General features: G+C 38.0%; 12 protein-coding genes. 9 read left to right on the forward strand and 3 right to left on the reverse strand.

What is annotated here, in order from left to right; genetic code table 11:
• Positions 1-388 precede the first annotated feature (388 nt).
• The 4 genes from MSBRW_RS11060 (at position 389) to MSBRW_RS11080 (ending at position 7,578) form a co-directional block, all read left to right on the forward strand.
• Entirely contained in the window at positions 389-1,858 is a 1,470-nt protein-coding gene (locus MSBRW_RS11060; RefSeq protein ID WP_230669701.1) for a COG1361 S-layer family protein, read from the forward strand.
• A gap of 245 nt (positions 1,859-2,103) precedes the next feature.
• Positions 2,104-3,309: an ABC transporter permease gene (locus tag MSBRW_RS11070; protein WP_011307601.1), complete on the forward strand. Its 1,206-nt coding sequence runs from the start codon at positions 2,104-2,106 to the stop codon at positions 3,307-3,309.
• A gap of 38 nt (positions 3,310-3,347) precedes the next feature.
• A complete protein-coding gene (locus MSBRW_RS11075) occupies positions 3,348-4,142 on the forward strand; it encodes an ABC transporter ATP-binding protein (protein WP_230669703.1) in 795 nt (264 codons plus the stop codon).
• Between the two features lie 676 nt (positions 4,143-4,818).
• Positions 4,819-7,578: a tetratricopeptide repeat protein gene (locus MSBRW_RS11080; protein WP_011307599.1), complete on the forward strand. Its 2,760-nt coding sequence runs from the start codon at positions 4,819-4,821 to the stop codon at positions 7,576-7,578.
• A gap of 371 nt (positions 7,579-7,949) precedes the next feature.
• Here MSBRW_RS11080 and MSBRW_RS11085 read toward each other — a convergent pair whose 3' ends face one another.
• Entirely contained in the window at positions 7,950-9,167 is a 1,218-nt protein-coding gene (locus MSBRW_RS11085; RefSeq protein WP_011307598.1) for a hypothetical protein, read from the reverse strand.
• A 496-nt stretch (positions 9,168-9,663) separates the two neighbouring features.
• Between MSBRW_RS11085 and MSBRW_RS11090 the strand changes: the two genes are divergently transcribed.
• The 5 genes from MSBRW_RS11090 (at position 9,664) to MSBRW_RS11110 (ending at position 17,298) form a co-directional block, all read left to right on the forward strand.
• Positions 9,664-10,518: a hypothetical protein gene (locus tag MSBRW_RS11090; protein WP_011307597.1), complete on the forward strand. Its 855-nt coding sequence runs from the start codon at positions 9,664-9,666 to the stop codon at positions 10,516-10,518.
• 16 nt (positions 10,519-10,534) lie between these two features.
• On the forward strand, positions 10,535-11,554 hold the full coding sequence (locus MSBRW_RS11095) for an AAA family ATPase (RefSeq protein WP_011307596.1): 1,020 nt from the start codon (positions 10,535-10,537) through the stop codon (positions 11,552-11,554).
• A gap of 175 nt (positions 11,555-11,729) precedes the next feature.
• Positions 11,730-12,656: a DUF58 domain-containing protein gene (locus tag MSBRW_RS11100; protein WP_011307595.1), complete on the forward strand. Its 927-nt coding sequence runs from the start codon at positions 11,730-11,732 to the stop codon at positions 12,654-12,656.
• An 8-nt stretch (positions 12,657-12,664) separates the two neighbouring features.
• A complete protein-coding gene (locus tag MSBRW_RS11105; protein WP_011307594.1) occupies positions 12,665-14,668 on the forward strand; it encodes a DUF7408 domain-containing protein in 2,004 nt (667 codons plus the stop codon).
• Positions 14,665-17,298, forward strand: a complete 2,634-nt coding sequence (locus tag MSBRW_RS11110; RefSeq protein ID WP_011307593.1) for a VWA domain-containing protein — start codon at positions 14,665-14,667, stop codon at positions 17,296-17,298. The genes MSBRW_RS11105 and MSBRW_RS11110 overlap by 4 nt, the downstream gene beginning before the upstream one ends.
• A gap of 1,508 nt (positions 17,299-18,806) precedes the next feature.
• On the opposite strand, the gene MSBRW_RS11115 is transcribed toward MSBRW_RS11110, so the two are convergent.
• Together MSBRW_RS11115 and MSBRW_RS11120 are read right to left on the reverse strand one after the other, a co-directional pair.
• On the reverse strand, positions 18,807-18,995 hold the full coding sequence (locus MSBRW_RS11115; RefSeq protein ID WP_011307592.1) for a hypothetical protein: 189 nt from the start codon (positions 18,993-18,995) through the stop codon (positions 18,807-18,809).
• A gap of 144 nt (positions 18,996-19,139) precedes the next feature.
• Positions 19,140-19,526: a carboxymuconolactone decarboxylase family protein gene (locus MSBRW_RS11120; RefSeq protein ID WP_011307591.1), complete on the reverse strand. Its 387-nt coding sequence runs from the start codon at positions 19,524-19,526 to the stop codon at positions 19,140-19,142.
• Between the last annotated feature and the right edge of the window lie 521 nt (positions 19,527-20,047).

A 20,047-nucleotide genomic window follows, 5' to 3' on the forward strand; every position in this document is an offset into this window, starting at 1 on the left:
AGGAAAACCTGTTGAAATAGAAACTTTTTCAATCAATTCTTTCATATTTAAAATGGGTTATAGCCACGCAGTTAGACCTTTTCGCTCAATCCCAACCGTTGAGCTGTAAATGTTTAGTCGGTTTATCACGCTGTTGTTCGGAGCTTTTCGTTCAAGCCTTTTTTAAAAAGGCTTGCGTTGCGCCGGTTGTCACGCCGTCACGTAGTTTTCGCTCAAGCCTTTTTTGAAAAGGCTTGGAATACAACATATTACCGGTTGCAAATAAAGTGCAACCGTTATAAACTAGGCACAAGGACTGTTATATATGAAGCCCGCCTGTCCAGAAAAGTATTCCTGCACCGGGAAAAAGAAGTGTAAGTTAATAGGTCGAATGCCCGCAGACCAAAGATTGATAAATAAAATATCGGGAGATCGAAGTTTAGTAAATAAAACATCGGGAGATCGAAGAGCAGTAGGTAAAATACTGGGAAATCAAAGAACAGTAGACAAAACATTGAGAGATAGAAGTTCAATAGATAAAAAACCGAAAAATCAAAGAAAAGTTGATAAAATACCGGAAAATCCAAGATCAATGGATAAAATGCCGGTAAATCGAAAATCGGCAAACAAAACACCGATAGATAAAATCTCGGCGTCATTTCTTCATTTTGTACTTGCCTTATTGATGATAACCTTCTTTTTGACAGGTCCGGCTTCTGCAGTTGTAGTGTCCGGAAACACTCACCTTGGAGTCGATGTTTCGGAAATCAACCCCAATCCTGCCAGGCCGGGTGAAGACCTGCTCATTAAGATCAATATCCAGAATGCCGGAGACGAGCCAGCAGAGAACGTGATAGTAGGAATCGAGGAAATTCATCCATTCATTTTTAAGTATAGCACGTCAGAACTTTACGGTTCCGGAACGAATACGGAGCGAAATTTCCAGATCGAACAGATACGGCAGCGTTCCAAGGTCGAACTGAGTTTCTATTTGAGAGTAGATCCTGAAGCTGAATCGGGAATATATCAGCTTGAATTCACTATCAAAGACAAAAGCGGAACAAGTTTTTCTAAAAGAATTCCTGTTCGGGTGGAAGGAAATCCCGACCTTGTACTCAGCGGTACTGAAATTCTTCCTGTAAATGAGGATAATTCCTCTTCAAGAGCCATAGTTCCTGGACAGGAGTTCTACCTGAGGACATCAGTTAAGAATGCAGGAAGCGGGAACGCAAAAAATGTCAGGGTAATGCTTAACCTCAACAATTCGTCACCTTTAATCCCGCTGGAAGACAATGTCCATTTCTTTGAGAACCTGAGTGCAGGCAGTTCGGAAAACCTCTCTTTCAAACTTCTCCTGGGCAGCAATGCCGATGTGAAGCCTTACAGGATTCCACTGCGGATAACAGCCTCGAATAATACGGAGACTTTCCAGATAGACAAGATCCAGGAAATTGGAATTAACGTGCTTAATCGAGCGCAAATTGATATTTCAAGCCTGAAATTTGACCCGGAGATACCTGTGAAAGGGCAGCAGGCATCCCTTACTTTAAGGCTCGAAAATGTTGGGGAAGGAGAAGCTCGCTCAGTCAAAGCCAGGCTTGAAGGGCTTGAAGGCAGCGGAAGCACGAGTGCTTTTCTCGGGCGCCTGGATAAAGACGATGACGCTCCTGCAGTTTTTACATTCACCCCCGGAAAAACAGGTGATCAGAATGTGACCCTGCTGGTAGAGTATGAGGATGATTTTGGCGAGCACCAGGTTAGCGAGAACCTCACTTTTAATGTGAAGAGGCAGGAAGGAAGCGTTATTCCAATTGTTCTTGGAGCCGTACTGGTTCTTACAACTGTGATTCTTTATACGAAAAAGAAAGGTAAGCTCTAAAATCTGAAAATAAGAATTTCGGAAACAAGAATTTCAGAAACAAGAATTTCAGAAACAAGAATTTCAGAAACAAAAATTTCAGAAACAAAAATTTCAGAAACAAAAATTTCAGAAACAAAAATTTCAGAAACAAAAATTTCAGAAACAAAAATTTCAGAAACAAAAATTCTGAAAACAAGCATTATGAAAATAAAAATCCAGGAAACAAGCCCGAAAACGAAATTAACCAGAAAGGATGGCCTATTATGCTCGAAAAAGCGAGAGTTTCCTTCTTCCTTGCCAGCCGCTCCATGACCAGGGGCAATAAAGGGATTACAATCTTTACAATTTTTGTCCTGACCCTGATCTTTATACAGCTTGTGCTTTTTTCAAGCATGCTGGCTGGGGTTACGCTCAAGTTTAATGAACTTATGGTAAACTTTCAGACTGGAAACGTCGTGGTCGAACCGAAGGAAGAGGAAAGATATATAGAGGACGTATCAGCCCTCCAGAAAAAGATAGAAAGTCTTCCGCAGGTGGTAGGAACCTCGGCTCGCCTGAAAATGACTGGAAACTTCCGCTATAAAGAGAAGGAAATAGGAGCTACGGTTTATGGGATAGATCCTGCGGATGAGATCTTTGTAACAGGCCTTGAAGATGCTATAATAAGTGGGGAATTTCTGAGCAGGCCTGATAAAGGAGAGGTTATTCTGGGCAGGGAGGTCTCAGGAGGTTTCGGAGCCCTTATGGAATCAAGGTCTTTAGGAGGTGTGGAAGTAGGAGATACCGTTGAACTCACAATTGGAGGTGTAACCCGGGAGTTCAGGGTAAAAGGAATCTATACAACGCGCTACTTCATGGCTGATGCCTCAGCCTATCTTACCAGAGCTGACCTTGAAGAAATGCTGGGTATTGAGGGCAGAGACCTTGCTCAGGAAATAGCCGTTAAAACCGCAGATGGTACACCTGAGGACGATACCAGAACTGCGCTCCTTTCTCTTGGCATCAGTGAGAATATCCGCACCTGGCATGAATTTGCAGGTCTCCTCCGGCTGATCGAAAGCACGCTTGGGCTGGTCCGAAATATTATGAATGCAATCGGCCTTCTAATTGCTTTTGTGATCATCTTTGTGGTTATTTACGTAAATATTGTGAATAAAAAAAGACAGATAGGGGTACAGAAAGCAATAGGGATAGAACAAAACGTGATAGTTACATCCTTTGTGCTCCAGGCCATGCTTTACGCAGGCGCGGGTGTTATACTTGGCTACTTGTTTATGCGCTTCGGGCTTGTGCCTTATACGGTTTCCCATCCTGTAGAAATCCCGCTTGGTGACATGAGCCTCAAGCTGGACAATGCAGAAGCCTTGAATCGGGCAGTTCTCCTGTTTCTTTCTTCTGTAGTCGGCTCGGTAATTCCTGCGTACAAACTGGCTCAGAAAGATCTTCTTGACCTGATCTGGGGCAAATAAATGGGGCAAATAAATGGGGCAAAACAAAGGGTGAAAATATGGAAATAATCCAAAAGCAGGCTGAAGAAGCAGTAAAAACTATGGAAATAATCCAAAAGCAGACTAAGGACGCAGTAAAAAGTACGGATGAAATCCGAAAACAGACAGAGGATACTATTATAGATACTATTATAGAGGGTATCGATATCGTGCGAACCTTCAAGATGGGAGAGGTAGAGGTTCGGGCCCTGCGCAGCGTAAATGTAAGAATCCGACGTGGAGAGTTCATTGCAATCATGGGCCCGAGCGGTTCAGGCAAAACCACTCTTCTGAACCAGCTCGGCCTGCTTGATACCCCGAATTCGGGAGAGGTCATTATAGACGGTACGGATACCTCCAGACTGTCGGACAGTGAAAAAGGCAAATTCAGGTTGCATAACCTGGGCTATGTCTTTCAGGACTATGCTTTACTTCCTGAGCTCAATGCTATGGAAAATGTCTATATCTCCCTTTTGATGCAGGGCAAAAGTAAAACCGAATGCGAATCCGCAGCCGCAGAAATTCTTGCCGCAGTTGGCCTTGGCGACCGCCTGCATCAGCTCCCTTCCAAAATGAGCGGCGGCCAGCAGCAGAGAGTCTCAATTGCCAGAGCTCTTGCCCATTCCCCAGAAGTCCTTTTTGCAGATGAGCCCTGTGCCAACCTTGATTCCCAGACCTCAAAGGAAGTCCTTGACCTTTTCGAGAAATTCAATCAGGAAAAAGGACAGACGATTGTAATGGTTACCCACGAAGAATGGCATGCCGAATATGCAGACAGGGTAATAAGGTTGAAGGATGGAATCGTTCAGGAGTGAATTTCTGTACAGGATTGGATTTCTGTTAATATTGGATATTTGACAGAGTTGAACATTAATCGGGAACGTATACCAATGAAAAAGTATACGTAACTACCCAATATTAACAATACAGTTTTGGAATATATTGACGGGATCATTTTTTTAAAAGTTGGTATAACCAAAATTGATTTTTTCATAATGTATATTAAATAAAAAGCTTAAGTTTTCACACACTGTTTGTTAGGTGAATGCACAACTTTTTTTAGGAAATTATCTTAACTAAAATAAAAGTTATTATTTTTTTAGGCATATTAGAGAAAATTAAATACAGTTTGTATTTATTTGTACAATTTTTGATTTTAAATTATATGTTTGTATATAATATACAATAACTGGTTTTAGAAACGCATTATATGTTGAATATAAGAAACATTAACCAATTATGAATCAAAGAAAAATTGAACAATTCGTAACAATAAGGCTCTTCGTTGTTTTGTGTGGATATTCTTACAATGACCTCCTAAAAACCAATGCAGTCTCGAATTGAAAATTATCTTATCCATAGAGAATGACGAAGAGCCCAAAATAATTATAATAATAGATCAAAGATTTGATAAATGTAATATAAACCAACTAATACTGTATTAGAAGTTTTGAAGTAAAAACTGGAATTAAACTAGCGGAGATTTTATAAATGGCACTTCATCCGACTGATTATTTTAGGAAGGAAAGGATTTTTGTTGATAGGGAAACTTGCATTGATAATTTTAGACGCTTCATTCAAAACTCTAATAATCAAGATTATAATGCTCTATTTTACTATGGTATAGCAGGCATTGGTAAAAGCAAGTTGCAACATAAGTTGCAAAATATACTGAACACGGAATACCCTGAAATGCTTTGGGTATCCATGGATTTGGAAAACGATACTCACAGAAATGTGAGTACTTTTTTAATAGCACTCAGGAACAAAATTCAGAAAAAATGCAATGTGAGGTTTTATAAATTTAACTTGGCTCATGCTATATTCTCGAAAAAAAGTCGACCTGATATCCCGTTAAATAAAGAAACATATCCAATGCTTAAAGAAGATGGATTTTTTTACGAAATATTAAATTCCCTTAATGAAACCGCATTTGGACCTTTTATATCAATACCTGTAAAACGGATAGTTGATATTATAAACCAGGCTCCTGGAAACGTCAGAAGACATTTTGGAGAGCTGCCTATAGATATTAATAAACTTGAATCTATGGAAGCTCATGAGATTGAAAAGAAATTGCCTGGTATTTTTGCTGCAGATTTTACAGGTAGTTTAGGCACTAATTCAAGAGCTTGTATTTTTATTGATACTTATGAAGCCATTTGGAAAGGCTGGCGAGGAATAGGTAGTTTCAGTGAAAAAGATAAATGGATACGAAAATGCCTAATTCCCAATATGCCAGGCGTCTCATGGGTAATATGTGGGAGAAAACAGATAAAATCACTATGGATAAAAGACGAGCAAGACTGGGAAATGTGCATGAAAGAGTATCCTATAGAGGATCTACCAGAAGAATATAGTGAACAATTTTTAAAAGAATATATAGAAGAGGAAGACATTCGAAGTGTAATAGTTAAAGCAAGTGAAGGAGTTCCATGTTACCTTAATCTATCTGTTGACACCTATGAGCAAGTCAGCAGAATCAAAAAACCAGAAGTCAAGGACTTTCCAAACACGAAAATAGAGGTTTTTGAAAAGTTTGTGAAATATCTTGATAATAACGAAAAAAGAACTCTTTATATCCTCTCAGCACCGAACTCATGGGATCGGAATCTATTCAAAAAATTGATTAATGAATTCAATCCAACTTATTCAATTTATGAATTCTCAGACTTAATTAAATATTCTTTTGTTAAAAAAATCACGGATGAAAAATTTTCACTTCACCAATTAATGAGGAAAAATCTTCAAGAATATCAAGATCCGACATATAGAAAAGACGTTCACCTATTTTTGCATGAATACTATAGTAACAAAATTAAAGATGTCGATGTCAGATCAATCACCCAAGAACATGAAATATCGTTAATCGAAGCTTATTATCATGCGAGAGAAGTGCTGAAATTTGAGGACTTAGGTGGATGGATTGCTAAATATACTGAGCCATTTAACGAAGCTGGATACTGGAAAACGATTTACCCGATGATTGAAGATTTTGCAGAAATATTAAAGGAAAAGTTTGGGCCAGATAATATTTATTATGGTATTTTCGTGAGAAAATTAGCTTTTCTAAATGAAGATCGGGGCAAATATAATGAAGCAATCTTTTATTATCAACAAGTTCTAAAAATATTTGAAAAAAATATGGGTAAAAAAATCTTGGAGAATAATGATCTTGTAGTTGACGACCATTCAATTGCAATGGTAACTAACGATTTAGCAAACTGTTATCTGAGTATTGGTGAGTATGAAAAAGCACTTACATTGCAACAAAATTCTTTGAAAACGGTTCAAAATAAAGTTAACAAAGACCCTCTTTATATTGCACTTCTGCAACAAAATATAGCGCTAACTTATCAGTACTTAGGTCAGTATAACAAAGCAATGGAGCTATGCCAAGAAGCTCTAACTGTTCGAGAAGCTTGTTTGGGGGAAGAAGACCTCGAAGTTGCTAAAACTGCAGAAAATCTGGCAGTAATTCATCAGCAATTAGGTAATTATAAAGAAGCTTTTGCCCTTGCTAAAAGAGCACTTAATATAAGAGAAAAAAAGCTTGGTTCTAAACATCCCTTAGTTGCAACAAATCTGTCTAGTTTAGGAGTATTGTGTATTATAATGGGCAACCTTGAAGAGGGTTTGAAATACAATCAAAGAGCAGTTAAAATTGCAGAAGAAAGATTTGAGGGGGATCATATATCTGTTGCAGAAACGTTATCCAACTTAGGAGCTACTTATCAATATATGCTTAGGTACGATGATGCATTAGAAGCTTATCAAAGAGCTTTGAATATAACTGAACACAGTTTGGGATTGGAGAATCCAAAGCTTGTGAATATATTGAATAACATAGCAGAGACATATCGCAAAATGGAAAATTATGAAAAAGCACTAGAATTTTATCAAAGAGCCTTGGATATAGCTAGAAATCATCTGGGAAAAGAGCACCCCACAATTGCATTAATTATGAACAACCTCGGAAGGCTTTATATGAATACAAAAGAATTTGATAAAGCGCACACAATTTGCCAACAAGCACTTGATATTAGGGGGAAAACTCTAGGAACTGATCACGTTGATTTCGCAATAACATCATTGGATCTTGGAATTATTTACGGATGCGTTGGAAGACGTGATTACGCTTTACCTTTATTAGAACACTCTCTACGTATATTCGAACAAAAATTAGGTTCTGATCATATATATACTAAGAACGCTAAACTGGTAGTTGATACTCTAAAAGAATCTAGATAAAAGATTCCTAATTTACTTTTTAACATATGATTTCGGTATTGTATCTTGAATTATATCGTAGATTAATAACTCTATGAAGTTTAATATCTTATACAAGAGCAGGCAACGCAAAAGTTAAGTGCTTAAGGCTCTTCGCTGTTTCTAGTGGGTAACTTACATTTCGTTCCTAAATTTTGAAGTTGCATATTAAATATAGAAACAGTTGTTGCTGAAAATCACATTCAAACTTGATATTTTCCTATTTGGTCTGAATACTTTCTAACTAAGCAATTATTTTCAACCCATACGTAACAGCTAAGAGCCTTGTTATCTATCTAAAATTAGGAAAACTAAAATTTGAGTTACTCACATGAAATAGCGAAGAGTTAAGATTATTTATGTATTGGCTCAACCATGTAATTTTTTTTATCAATTATTGTTTCACCGTAATTGCCTTGTGAGGTATCTGTAAATTCATAAATAGTGTGATTTCTTTCTGAAGAAATATTTGTCTTTCCTATAGAGTAAAAAGTAGAGTTTTTAAAGCAATAAAAGAGGTAAAAAATCAAAAAAATAAAAATAGTTGAAACAATAGGAAATAGTTTAAAAATAAGACCAATTATCCAATCTGACCCTATTATTACAAAAATTCCCATTGAATAAATGATAATCATTAAGCCTTTAGTTAAACGATATATTAAAACATTGTTATTTAGTTGCACATAGGTATTAAATTCATCTCGAAGATAACTAACAGCAGAGTTAAATTCGTCGTATTTACTGGGATCAAAATTAAGATTATTTTTTTTAGATTGAAACCATTTTTGATAATATTTTTTAATTTCAAAAATGTTTCTATTAATTGTTTCCTTTTGTTCATTATAATTATCAACTAATGAAAAAATAATTGCCCCGCCGATACTTAGAGTAAATAAAATTCCAGAAAACGATAACTTATTCCCAGATATTACATCTAACGGTTTATCATCATAAAGTACTGTTGTATTAATCGTTGTATTAATCATATTTTTAGCTGAACCTGACAAGAAACTATCAAAGTTTAATCCATTTTCTGACAGAAAAATTTTCTGCAAAAAAAACCAGAAAAGGAATATCAAAATAAGAATAACAAAGTTATAAAATAAAAACTTGAGATACTTACTCGCAAGATTAAATAAAAAATCAGACATAAAGCTAGTTGTTAAGTTTATCCACTTTTTAACAACCGAATTATGAATAGGACTTTGTTTCAAAAAAGTAGTAGCTTTTTTTGAATATATATAAATTTCAGGTAAGAATAAAATAAATTCTATTAATAAAAGGATAATGTTTCCATATTCAGTTAAAGCAAATAAAAAAGTACTAGCCAACATAAATGAAATAAAAGATAACTTTCTTCCAAAGTTTGAATTATAAATTGCAAATTCGACATTTGTTTTTTTACTTAAGTTTTGAAGCAAGTAATTTAATTTTTTGTATTCATTAGATTTGTTACGTACAAATATTTGATTCAATTCATCAAATGAACTTTTTACCTCAAGCTTATAATACATAGTAGCAGCAATTGAAGAATGAACTAGAATGAAAATGTAGAAAATGGCTGATTGCATTATGAACTTCCTAATTCCGAGATAAAATGTAATTTAAGGGATAATATGTGAAGTACTAATGCTTATAAAATCTGCATCCAAACAATTTAAACTTTATCATAATGTAAAATGATAGATCAGTCTTTTGATTTATTGTATCCTGAAATTATTTTGCAGACTAAAAACTCTATGAAAGTTTAATACCTTATACAAGAGCAGATAACACACAATATATATATTTAGTGAGTTCTAGCTTAATTTTAGTAGCGAATCTTTTATCAATTCCAAAAAAGCAAGTGCATTCATCTTATTTGAGAAGATTAAACTGTGCCGAATCGCTTACTGTTTTTATTCCGGAAATCTGGGTTTCTGCTCCTGCGAACTATCACGTTTTTCGGCTTCTTTACACCTTTCAGATTCTTCTCATTTTTTCTAAACTCCAAAAATTATTGGAAAAGTATTTTAGTAACATATACAATATATTTAGCGTGAAATTCCAATAATGGGAAGGATTTACATGTTTTTTGAGCCCGTGCTGGTAAAATATAAAACTTATTTGAAGCGCTATTACTGGCTTTTGCGGCTCCTAATAATAGCTGAGAGATTTACCTTTCTTTTCCTGCTTATGATTTTATTCAATGCCTACGAGTTTGCTTATTTTCTTCCCGGAATGGAGACATTTTCTAAAACCCAGAACTACACTGACCCCTATAGGTTCAATATTATTTTAATGGCTGTAGGAGCGGTTATAATCACTTTTTTCGTAGTTATCTGCGACAAATTGCTCAGGAAAAAAAAGGAATTTAACCTTATAAGCATGCTTGAAAAGAGTTTTCCAGGACTCAGGACAAAGCTAGGTACGGCCTGCGATAACAAACAAAATATTAACATAGTTACAAATAAACTTTTTCATATTGTTTGTAAAGAATTAACCGATATTGAGATCAAAAAACTTGCTCCACGCAGGCAGATTCTCCGCACGTTTGTGATATTTTTACTGTTTAGTGGATCGATTGTTTTCTGCATAGCTGAAGGTTTTAGCTTTGACATTTCTCCAAGCCATTTGAAAGAGAAAATTCCTGATTTGCCGGCCGGAAAGGCAGCAGGTGAAGTGGAAAATGAAACTGTTGATGAGACCGAATATGGTGTAGAGGCTGTCATAATAAAAAACGGAGAACAGATTGAAATGGAGATCAACCCGAGCCTGGGACTTGGATTTACAAACCAGGTGGATTCAGAAACAGCCAGTGAGTTAAATGGAAGCTCAAACGGCTCTAAAAAAGGATTCAGGTACAGCCAGTCCTATACCGAAGACCTGCCTGAAGAATATGAACCGCTGATAAAGCAGTACTTTGAAAAGCTCTCATCTTGAAACGAGAGGAGTTCCAATGCGAGAAATACAGGAAATCCAGCTTGAAGATTCGGAACTTAATTTAAAACCAACTTATGAAAAAGCCTCTGAAATATTTGAGGTTATTTTTAAAGAGATAGGCAATTCCATAGTCGGCCAGAAGGAAATGATAAGGCAGATCCTTATAGCCATGCTGTGCGAAGGGCACGTGCTGGTCGAAAGCAACCCTGGCCTGGGTAAAACCCTGACCATATCCACAATTTCCCAGATTATGAACATGAAGTTCAGCAGGATACAGTGTACTCCTGACCTCATGCCTGCGGATATTACAGGCACTGATATAATCGAAGATAATGAGAAAGGCTCCAAAAGCTTCAAGTTCAAGCAGGGCCCGGTTTTTGCAAATATTGTCCTTGCCGATGAGATCAACCGCGCCTCGCCAAAAACCCAGTCTGCGCTGCTTGAGGCCATGCAGGAAAAGCAGGTAACAGTGGCAAATACGACATATCTGCTTGACAAACCCTTTTTCATACTCGCTACCCAGAACCCGATTGAGATGGAAGGAACCTATGCCCTTCCCGAAGCTCAGCTTGACAGATTTTTACTGAAAATCCAGCTGCAATATCCGGACAAAGAAGAGGAATTTGAAATTGTAAATAGATATGCTGAAGCGTTCCGGCCTACTGTCAGACGATGCATAGACAAAGAGACCTTCCTTGAACTCCAGCAGATCACCCGGAGAATTCCAATTTCCAACAAACTCAAAAGGTACGCAATCGAGATCGTAAACCAGACCCGAAATCTGCCTGAACTGATAGAAGCCGGTGCATCCCCGCGTGCGTCAATAGCCCTTATCCTCTGTGCAAAAGCAAATGCGTTTCTTGACAACCGGGGATACGTCGAAAAAGAAGACATCGACGCTATGGTACTCCCTGTCCTTCGTCACAGGATTATTCTCTCATTTGAGGCTGCACGGAACAATACTACCAGCGATAAAATTATACAAAAAATCCTCGAGGATAAAAAACAACTGTATAACGAACAAGAGCGCTGGTGAAACTGACGATAATCGCAGGTGAAACTAAACGCGGATGAAACTAAACGCGGATGAAACTGACGATAAATCTGGCAGGAGGGTGAGGATAGAGTATAGTTGGAAGTATAATAGGAAGCGGTTGAAGGGAGGAATAGGGTATTGGTTAATAGAAAATGGTTGGAGGGAGGAATAGAGTATGTTTGAGGGTGTAACAAAAATTGGCTGGAGGCAGAGACAGGATATGGACAGTACAAAACACAAGATAGATACTTCATTCCTGACCCAGCTCGACAGGTATGCCCTCCCGATCAGGAACAGGGTCACAGCCGTTCACTCAGGTAGCCATCTCTCAACAAAGAAAGGATCCGGGCTTGACCTTGTAGACCATAGAAAATACAACCCGGGTGACTCATTAAAAAAAATCGACTGGAACCTCTATGCCCGTACTGAAAAGCTGTATATACGCAGGTTTGAAGAAGACAAAAACCTGAACATGGTAATACTGCTTGATGCCAGCACCAGCATGCTCATTCCTGAGAATAACCCTAACAAATTCGAATATGCATCAACTGTAGCTATAGGAATCTCTTACATCGTAATGCGATACAACGACCAGTATATGATTGCAACCTTTGCAGAGAATGTAGACTATACTAAAGCCCTCAAAGGAAGGGAAGAATTTCTTCGGACCATTGACAACCTCTCCCGAATCTCAGTCAATGGAAAGACAAAGCTTTCAGACTGTGCAGATTCCATATATCCCAAAATAAAGTCAAAATCAATGATCTTAGTAATTTCAGATTTTCTGGATGATCCTGATTCTATCCGATATGCTGTCCACAGGTTGTACAGGCATGAGCTCGTGCTTATACATATCTATGACGAAACCGAGAGAAATCTGCCTGAAACCGTAGACGGAACAGTCAAATTTATTGACGGTGAGACAAACGAAGAGTTCAGCATCTCAGTGGGTCAGGAATTCAGGAAGGAATATGCAGCCGAATTCGAGAAACATATGGCTGAGCTGGATAAAATCGCACACGATTTTAAAATTCCCTATTTCAAAATCAGTATTGATAATCGGCCTATTGACACCGTGCTTACGATCATAGGTAAAGGGTGACTCTGCCTATGGATTACGAATTTCCCCCGGGTCTGGCTGCGTTTGCAGGTGTAATTCCCCTGATTATTGTTTACGTACTTAAACCCCGCCCAAAACTGATAATTCTTCCTTCTTTGATGTTTGTTCGGAAAATCAGCAGGAATGCATTCGATTCCAGGCGTAAGCTCAGTAAAAAAATAACAGACCCACTCTTCTTTTTACAGTTACTTGCACTGATTCTCCTGGCGTTTGCCATTGCAGGGCCTCTACTCGAGAATCTTACGGAGGATTCGGAAAGAGTTGTGATTATTATAGATTCATCTGCCAGCATGGCTGTACCTGACAGGATAGAGGCTGCAAAATCCATAGCAATAGAAAGCCTGGGCAAGGAAAACACGATTATCGCTGCCGAAAGCGTGCCTGTGGTACTTGCAAAAGCAATAGAAGCAACCGATGCTGAAGAACTAATCAATAATCTGGAAGCCAGGGATACTTCTGGCGAGATTCCTGAAGCTATTCTGACCGTTGTAAACGACAAAGGAAATCAAAAATCAAAAATTGTAGTCATCTCTGACTTTGAAAACTGGGCAGGCAAGGCCCCTGAAACATATATCAAAATCGCCAGGGCGAAGAATATGGAACTTGAGTTCAGGCAGGTCGGCAAAGCAGCTTCCAATTATGCAATTATAGACGGCTATCTCAAAGACCGAAATGACGGGACCTATGAGTACACCTGTACTGTCAAAAATTTTAATAACGAAAGTGTGAAGCTCGATGTGCAGCTGGAAAGCAAATCAGGCCTGATTTCCACCCAAAAAATAAACAAGCCTGTATCGCTTGGGAAATTCGGGACCCAGCAGATAAAATTCTCCAGTATTCCTCAGGGTATGTCTACCGTGGAAATTCTCAATAAGGATTCAGTACCCTGTGATAATATTGCCTGGATTTCTATCCCTGAAATCAAGCCGAAACAAATGCTGATATTAACAGACCTTGATCCAACAGGTCTTGACTCAACAGAGGACCTCGATCCAACAGAAGACCTCGATCCAACAGAAAACCTCGACCCAACAGAAGACCTTGACCCGGCAATAAGTAAATCTCCTGTGATTACGGCCTTGTCCCTTATGCCTGGCCTTACGGTCGATGTAAAGAACGAACTTCCGCACGAACATCTGGCAGATGTTGAAAAATATGACACTATTGAAAAATATGATACTATTCTCATAGATTGTGAGCATAAACCCCTTCCAGCATCCACCATAAAGAAAGTCGTTTCTTATGCGCAAAAAGGGAAAGACCTGATAGTTATAGGAAACGGATGCCTGTATAATTCTTCGGAAATGCATGAGTTATATCCTGTTCTTCCTGTAGAGATCAACTCAATTAAAGAACACTCCAGCCATACGATTGAGACCGCAGGGAGCGGGACACAGGTTTTTGAGGAAGTTTCATTCAACGAAGTTTATACTCGAAAATACCTGTCTGCGACTCCGCGTGAAAACGCCCTGGTGCTTGCCGAACTCAAAGGAGCAGGGCCTGTAATCTGTACCTGGAAGATTAACAACGGGACAGCAACTTATGTGGGGATTAGCGATACTACTGGAAATGACGCGTGGAACAATTTTCCTACGGTTCCCACGTATCCGGTATTCTGGGCAAAACTTCTCAAATACTTATGGGGAATCGGGGACATCACTGAAACCAATGTAAATACAGGCAGATACGAGGCGTTTGACCAGAATGTCAGAGTCAAAACTCCTGGGGAAACGATCAGCAGTAAGTTCGTTTACTACGATAAATGCGGGCTCTATGAGCTGAACCAGAAAACCGTTGCAGCTAATCTCTATGATTCCACTGAGTCAAATACCTTTACTGAGAATCGATTAAATCTAACAGGTGAGAGCAAAGATATACAGAAAGAAGACCTGTATACAAAATCACCCGACAAATTCCGAAAATACCTGATTTATACCCTGCTGCTCCTTCTTATTCTTGAGAACATGCTCATGTTAAGGAGGAGAATAATATGAGCTTTGATTTTATGAGCTTTGATTTTATGAGCTTTGATTTTATGAGCTTTGATTTTATGAGCTTTGGTTTTCTATATAAATCCGAGTTGCTTCTCCTGTTGCCTCTTGCGGTCTTCTTGCTTTTCGGGTTGAGAAAAAAAGCCAGTAAAAAACATCTGTTTTTTCATGTACTTGTCGCATTCCTCCTGATTCTGGCACTTGCAGCTCCATATTCCGCAGAGATAACTTCTCCCAAAACCAATCAATCCAAGATAACCATAATTTCGGATGAAACCGCAAGTATGGAACTGCTTCAGAAAGGGGCTCTGCAGAATATATCCAAGAAACTTAGCGGCAAGGTTCCTGTTACGGTTACAAGCATTTCAGGCTCGCAGACTTCGCTTGGGGATGCTATTCTGCAGCAGGCATCCCCTGAAAATTATGTACTTATAGTTTCGGACGGACAGAGCAACTCAGGGACTTCAATTGAAGACGCACTTTCCTACTGCTACAAAAATGGCTTTCCTGTAGCTGCAATTATTCCAGATACAGTTAGAGAAGACCTCAGCGTAGAGATTGAAGGAGAAAACGAGCTTGTAATCGGAAATGAGGCTCCTTTCAAGGTTCATGTCCGGAAATCAACTGAAAATGAAATGAAGTATGAACTGAGAGTTACGGTTGACCACAAGCAGATGATGGAAAAGAAAGTTACTCAGACCGAGAGGATAGAAAGTTTTGATTTCAATCATACATTCGATACACTGGGGCCGCATACAGTAAAAGCAACCCTTCATCCCGCAAGCATAAACGTTAAAGGCCTGGATTATTTTGAGAATAATAACCAGTACATGAAAAGCGTATACGTAACGCCAAAACCGAAAGTGCTTTTTGTGACCGATGAACCTGATTCGCCTCTGGCAGCTATACTTAATGAGGTTTATGAAGTACATCCTGCAAGGCCATCTGGTTCCCTTTCATCTGGTTCCCTTAACGGCATGGATGCAGTTATAATCGACAATCAAGCAGTATCGACGATTTCAAGTTCGGAAGTCAAAGTCCTCAGGAAGTATATTATTAATGGCGGCGGCATGGTAGTGGTCGGAGGAGATGCTTCTTTTGACTATCCTGCCGGAAACACATATCAAAATACGCAATTCGAGGAACTTCTGCCTGTTACATCCAGCCCTTCAAACTGGAGAGGAGGCAGGAATATTGTCCTGATGCTTGATGTCTCGCCGAGCACACTGCAAAGTAACAAAATTGGAGGGCGTGTTTTAGATGACATACTCTCCAATGCTATTGTGCTTCTTGAAAACGAGCACCTGAAAGATGCGAGAGTGGATGTTATCACATTCGGGAGCAAAGGACAGGATATTACAAACGGGTTTGTGGACATGTCCAAAGAATCAAACAGAGTGTGGCTTGAAGGCGAGATCCGCAAAATTACCCCCTCGGGAGACTCGACATCGCTTGAACGAGGAATGTTAACTGCACGCGGCCTGCTTAGAGGACAGAACAGCAGTGCAGATGCTGAAATTATAATCGTTTCTGATGGCGGGGTAGGCAATAAATATGAGGGTGATAAAACGTTTGAACAGGCAGTAAGTTGTGCAGATTCGCTTCTGGAAGAGGAAATAGGCATCCATTTTGTTCATATCCACTCCCCAAACACCGAGCGTCAGGTCAATCCCAATGGCAATTATTACGCTTATCTCCTGATGAATAAAATCGGTTTACCGAAAAATTATAACAGGATTGAACCGGGACAGCGGGTAAATGTCAGCTTTTCTGAGAGATCGGATGAGTCTGAGGAGATAGAAGACGATTATTCCAGCGGCGCACTGATAGTCTATGACCCCAGGCATTTTATTACAAAGGAAATCTCCGAAATACCACATGATCTTCTGGGCTACAATGAAGTAAGCCCCAAGCCTGAAGCAAACCGTCTCGTAACAACCAGGCTGGGCAAACCCGTAATCACAGTCTGGAGGCTTGGCCTTGGCCGAGTTGCAGCTATTACAACTGACAATGGATATGGTCATGGAATTCCCTGGGCTCCTTCCCTGTACTCAGGAAACGACAGCCTGGTGATTACAAGAACCTTGAACTGGGCAGTTGCAGATATCGAGATGTACGAGAGCCTCCAGTTAAAAATTCCTGACCTTAAAATAAATCAGCAAGGCAGGGTCCTTATTACGACAAGGGAAGAAGGGGTTCCTGAGCTTTATTTTGACAAAAAACCTATGGAAATAACACCTATCGGAAACAATATGTACGAGTCATATGTCACCCCAACCACCTTTGGACTCCATAAAATCTCCGAAAAACCTGCTGGCGTAAATCAGACTGAGGAATTTATTCCTGAAAGCTTCGGTATCGAAAACATCTCCTGGAGACCTGCCTCTGCAAACTGCCCTGATGAGTATATGTATGTTGGCGAAAACCCATTATTTCGAACAGCCCTGCTCGAAAATGGAGGAAAAATTTATACAGCAGCTGATATTTATTCTCGGATAACAACTGATTCCATAACCCGTACCGAAAAGAAAGCCATGACAAAAATAATGTATACTAAATATATCCTTATGCTTGCCTTCTTCATATATCTGATATATACGGTATATCATACCTATAACACCCGTATGAAGTAAGCTGCAATTCAGGTTGATTTTCATCTACATAAGGTCAATTTCATCTGCAATTACTTTATCTTTATTCTCTTATTCTGGAACACTCTTTCATTTTGAAACGAGATTCTCTTTTATCTTACTCAAAATTTTTATATACTCTATAGTGTAATTTATGAGATTATATTACCATTATATTTTAATGAAATAATCATTTGTTTAATGAACTACAGTTAGAAAGGTACACAAAAAAAAAGAAATAAAATAAGATTAACTGTTAAAAATATTATATACGATAACTGCGTAGTATAAACTGCGTTCTCATCCCTTTAACACCCCACTAGCAAAGAGCACCTACTCCAGAGCATTACTCCACAATAAAGGGATAGAAAGAGAAACTCGCAACGCATGAGTCAAGTACCTCAATACCTCTTCCCCAACTACAACAAAGTGAGTATCTTGAATACCATTCGGAACTCCTAGGTTTTTCGGATGAGAGCGCTACCTCATTTTTAAAAAGTTTTTAAAACTCGAGTCCCATCTCGGGAGGACGGTACCCTTTTCGCTCACTTCATTCTCTCAAGAAGGCGGAATTATAATGAAGATACTGAGTTGTACCAGGAAGGATGATTATAGTACAGAGTTTTTCGTGATCTTTTTCCTTCTGTGGTTTTTTCTTTATTTAAGATCAGTTAGTCAACTTAATAATTGACTAAAGTTAGTTTAAACTCTATCCTCTTAAACTCTATTCTCTTAAGCTCTATTCTCTTAAACTCTATTCATTTAAACTCTATTCTCTTAAACTCTATTCTTTGCTACTGTATCTCAGGGAAATCAGCTTTTTAGAATGAGTTGACTTTTTCTTGTTAACGTACGGGTAATAATTATTAGTATTTATACCCAGTTATATCAAGTACCATAGTTTAATGCTATAAGGTTAAACCATTAAAGAAAAAGTTTAATGCTATAAGGTTAAACCATTAAAGAAAAATTAGATCTTTATTCCAACAAAATAGAGTTAAAGTAATACTATTCATTAAAAATATTATATAGAGTGAGAGCATAGTATAACTTGCGTTCTCATCTACAAGACCACATAGCAAGACCTATTCCACAAGAAATACTTCAACGCCTACTCCGAAAAATCTACTCTAAAAGTGAAGAGATAAGAAGCTCGCAACCCGTGAGTCCAATAATAAACCTCTTCCTGAACAAGACCTAATAAGTGCCGTTCGGAACTTCCAGAATTTTTCAGGTGGGAACGCAGCTCTTTTCTAAATAAAACTGTTAAGGGTTTCAAGCCTGACAGAAAATCCATGCTGAAGTTAATGCGCTCGCTTGTAATTATTTTTCCAAATATACGGCAAAAAATATAAAAAAATAGTATATACAAAACTGGTTACAAAACTGGTTATAAAACTGGTAGACTGAAAAAAATTCTAAAAAACCTGATAAGATAATTGCTTTAATTTACCCGAAATAAGGCTTAAGCCTATCAATAAAGAAGTAAAATATAAAAAAATGAAATAGAGTTATAAAGCTATAGTCTCGCTCTCTTTTTTCCGCTTGAAAATTGCAGTTACTCTGCCTTCTTCATTGATATCGTTTCTTATCAGAACCAGTTCCCAGCCTTCATTTCCTATTCTTTCAAGTTCACTCATCATCTGCGGCAAGTTTAAGCCGTTAAGCTCGCGAGAATCATACTCCCATAGATGTATCATTTATTACGCCCCCACTTGACGATAAAGATAAATTTTCCAATGTTTATATTGGAGTAAAACTATAAATAACCTGAACAAAAGGAAAAAAGCAATCAGGTATTTGCATCAAGCAAGGCTATTTTTCTCGTCTATCTTTTTTCTTCTTCAGGCTTGTTTGCCGGATTTCTTATTTTCCGAACTTTCTTCTTTGTGAAAATCCAATGCATTCAATGCAAAGCGTGAGTAAGCGGCAGCGGGTCCACCTCCCATTTCGATGGCCACATCAATAGTCTCATATATCTCTTTATCTGATGCACCTGCTAAACAAGCCTGTTGAACATGCCATTCAATACAGGGCTCACATTTAGTAACAATGGAAATAGATAGAGCCATTAGTTCCTTATGTTTCCGTGAAAGGCAACCAGCTTCAAATGCTTTCTTTTCTAATTTAAGAAATGAATTATAAGTATTACAATTCTCTAAAAATCGAGAATGATGTTGCACTCTATCGTTTATGCTCTGATTTATTTTATCTTTGATGAATTTATCCATGTAGTCACATCCTGACAGATAAAATTACTTTAACTATATATAAATGTTTATTTAGTTAAAAAAGTGAACTGATCTTAAAACCAACTTAGATTTAATATTAGTAAATTTTTTAAGGTTAAATTGTATCCACTTCAAATTCAAGGGAGAATTTCCCAACTCGAAAAATATACAACGATTTTGATATACAGTTATCAAGGTGAATGCAATGCTTGAGGTTGTTTCTCAGACCTGACGAAATTCTTAAATTTTCTGCAAGTATGAAAGTGAAAGATTTTCACTCAATTTGAAGAGGATACTATGAAATTTACTTTTGCCCATATAATTTGAAAAAGATACTTAAAGTTAAATGTTAAATGGTTAAATATTAAATGTTAAATGTTAAATGTTAAATGTTAAATGTTAAATTCATTTTAACCTTAGTTTCAATAGTCAACTGTTACTTCATTCGTTATTCCATTCAAGTAATAAATCAAGAGTAAGTGAAATCAAGAGTAAGTGCCAGACAGCTATTAGGAAATAAT

Origin of the sequence: Methanosarcina barkeri str. Wiesmoor (assembly GCF_000969985.1) — an archaeon.
GTDB lineage: Archaea > Halobacteriota > Methanosarcinia > Methanosarcinales > Methanosarcinaceae > Methanosarcina > Methanosarcina barkeri_B.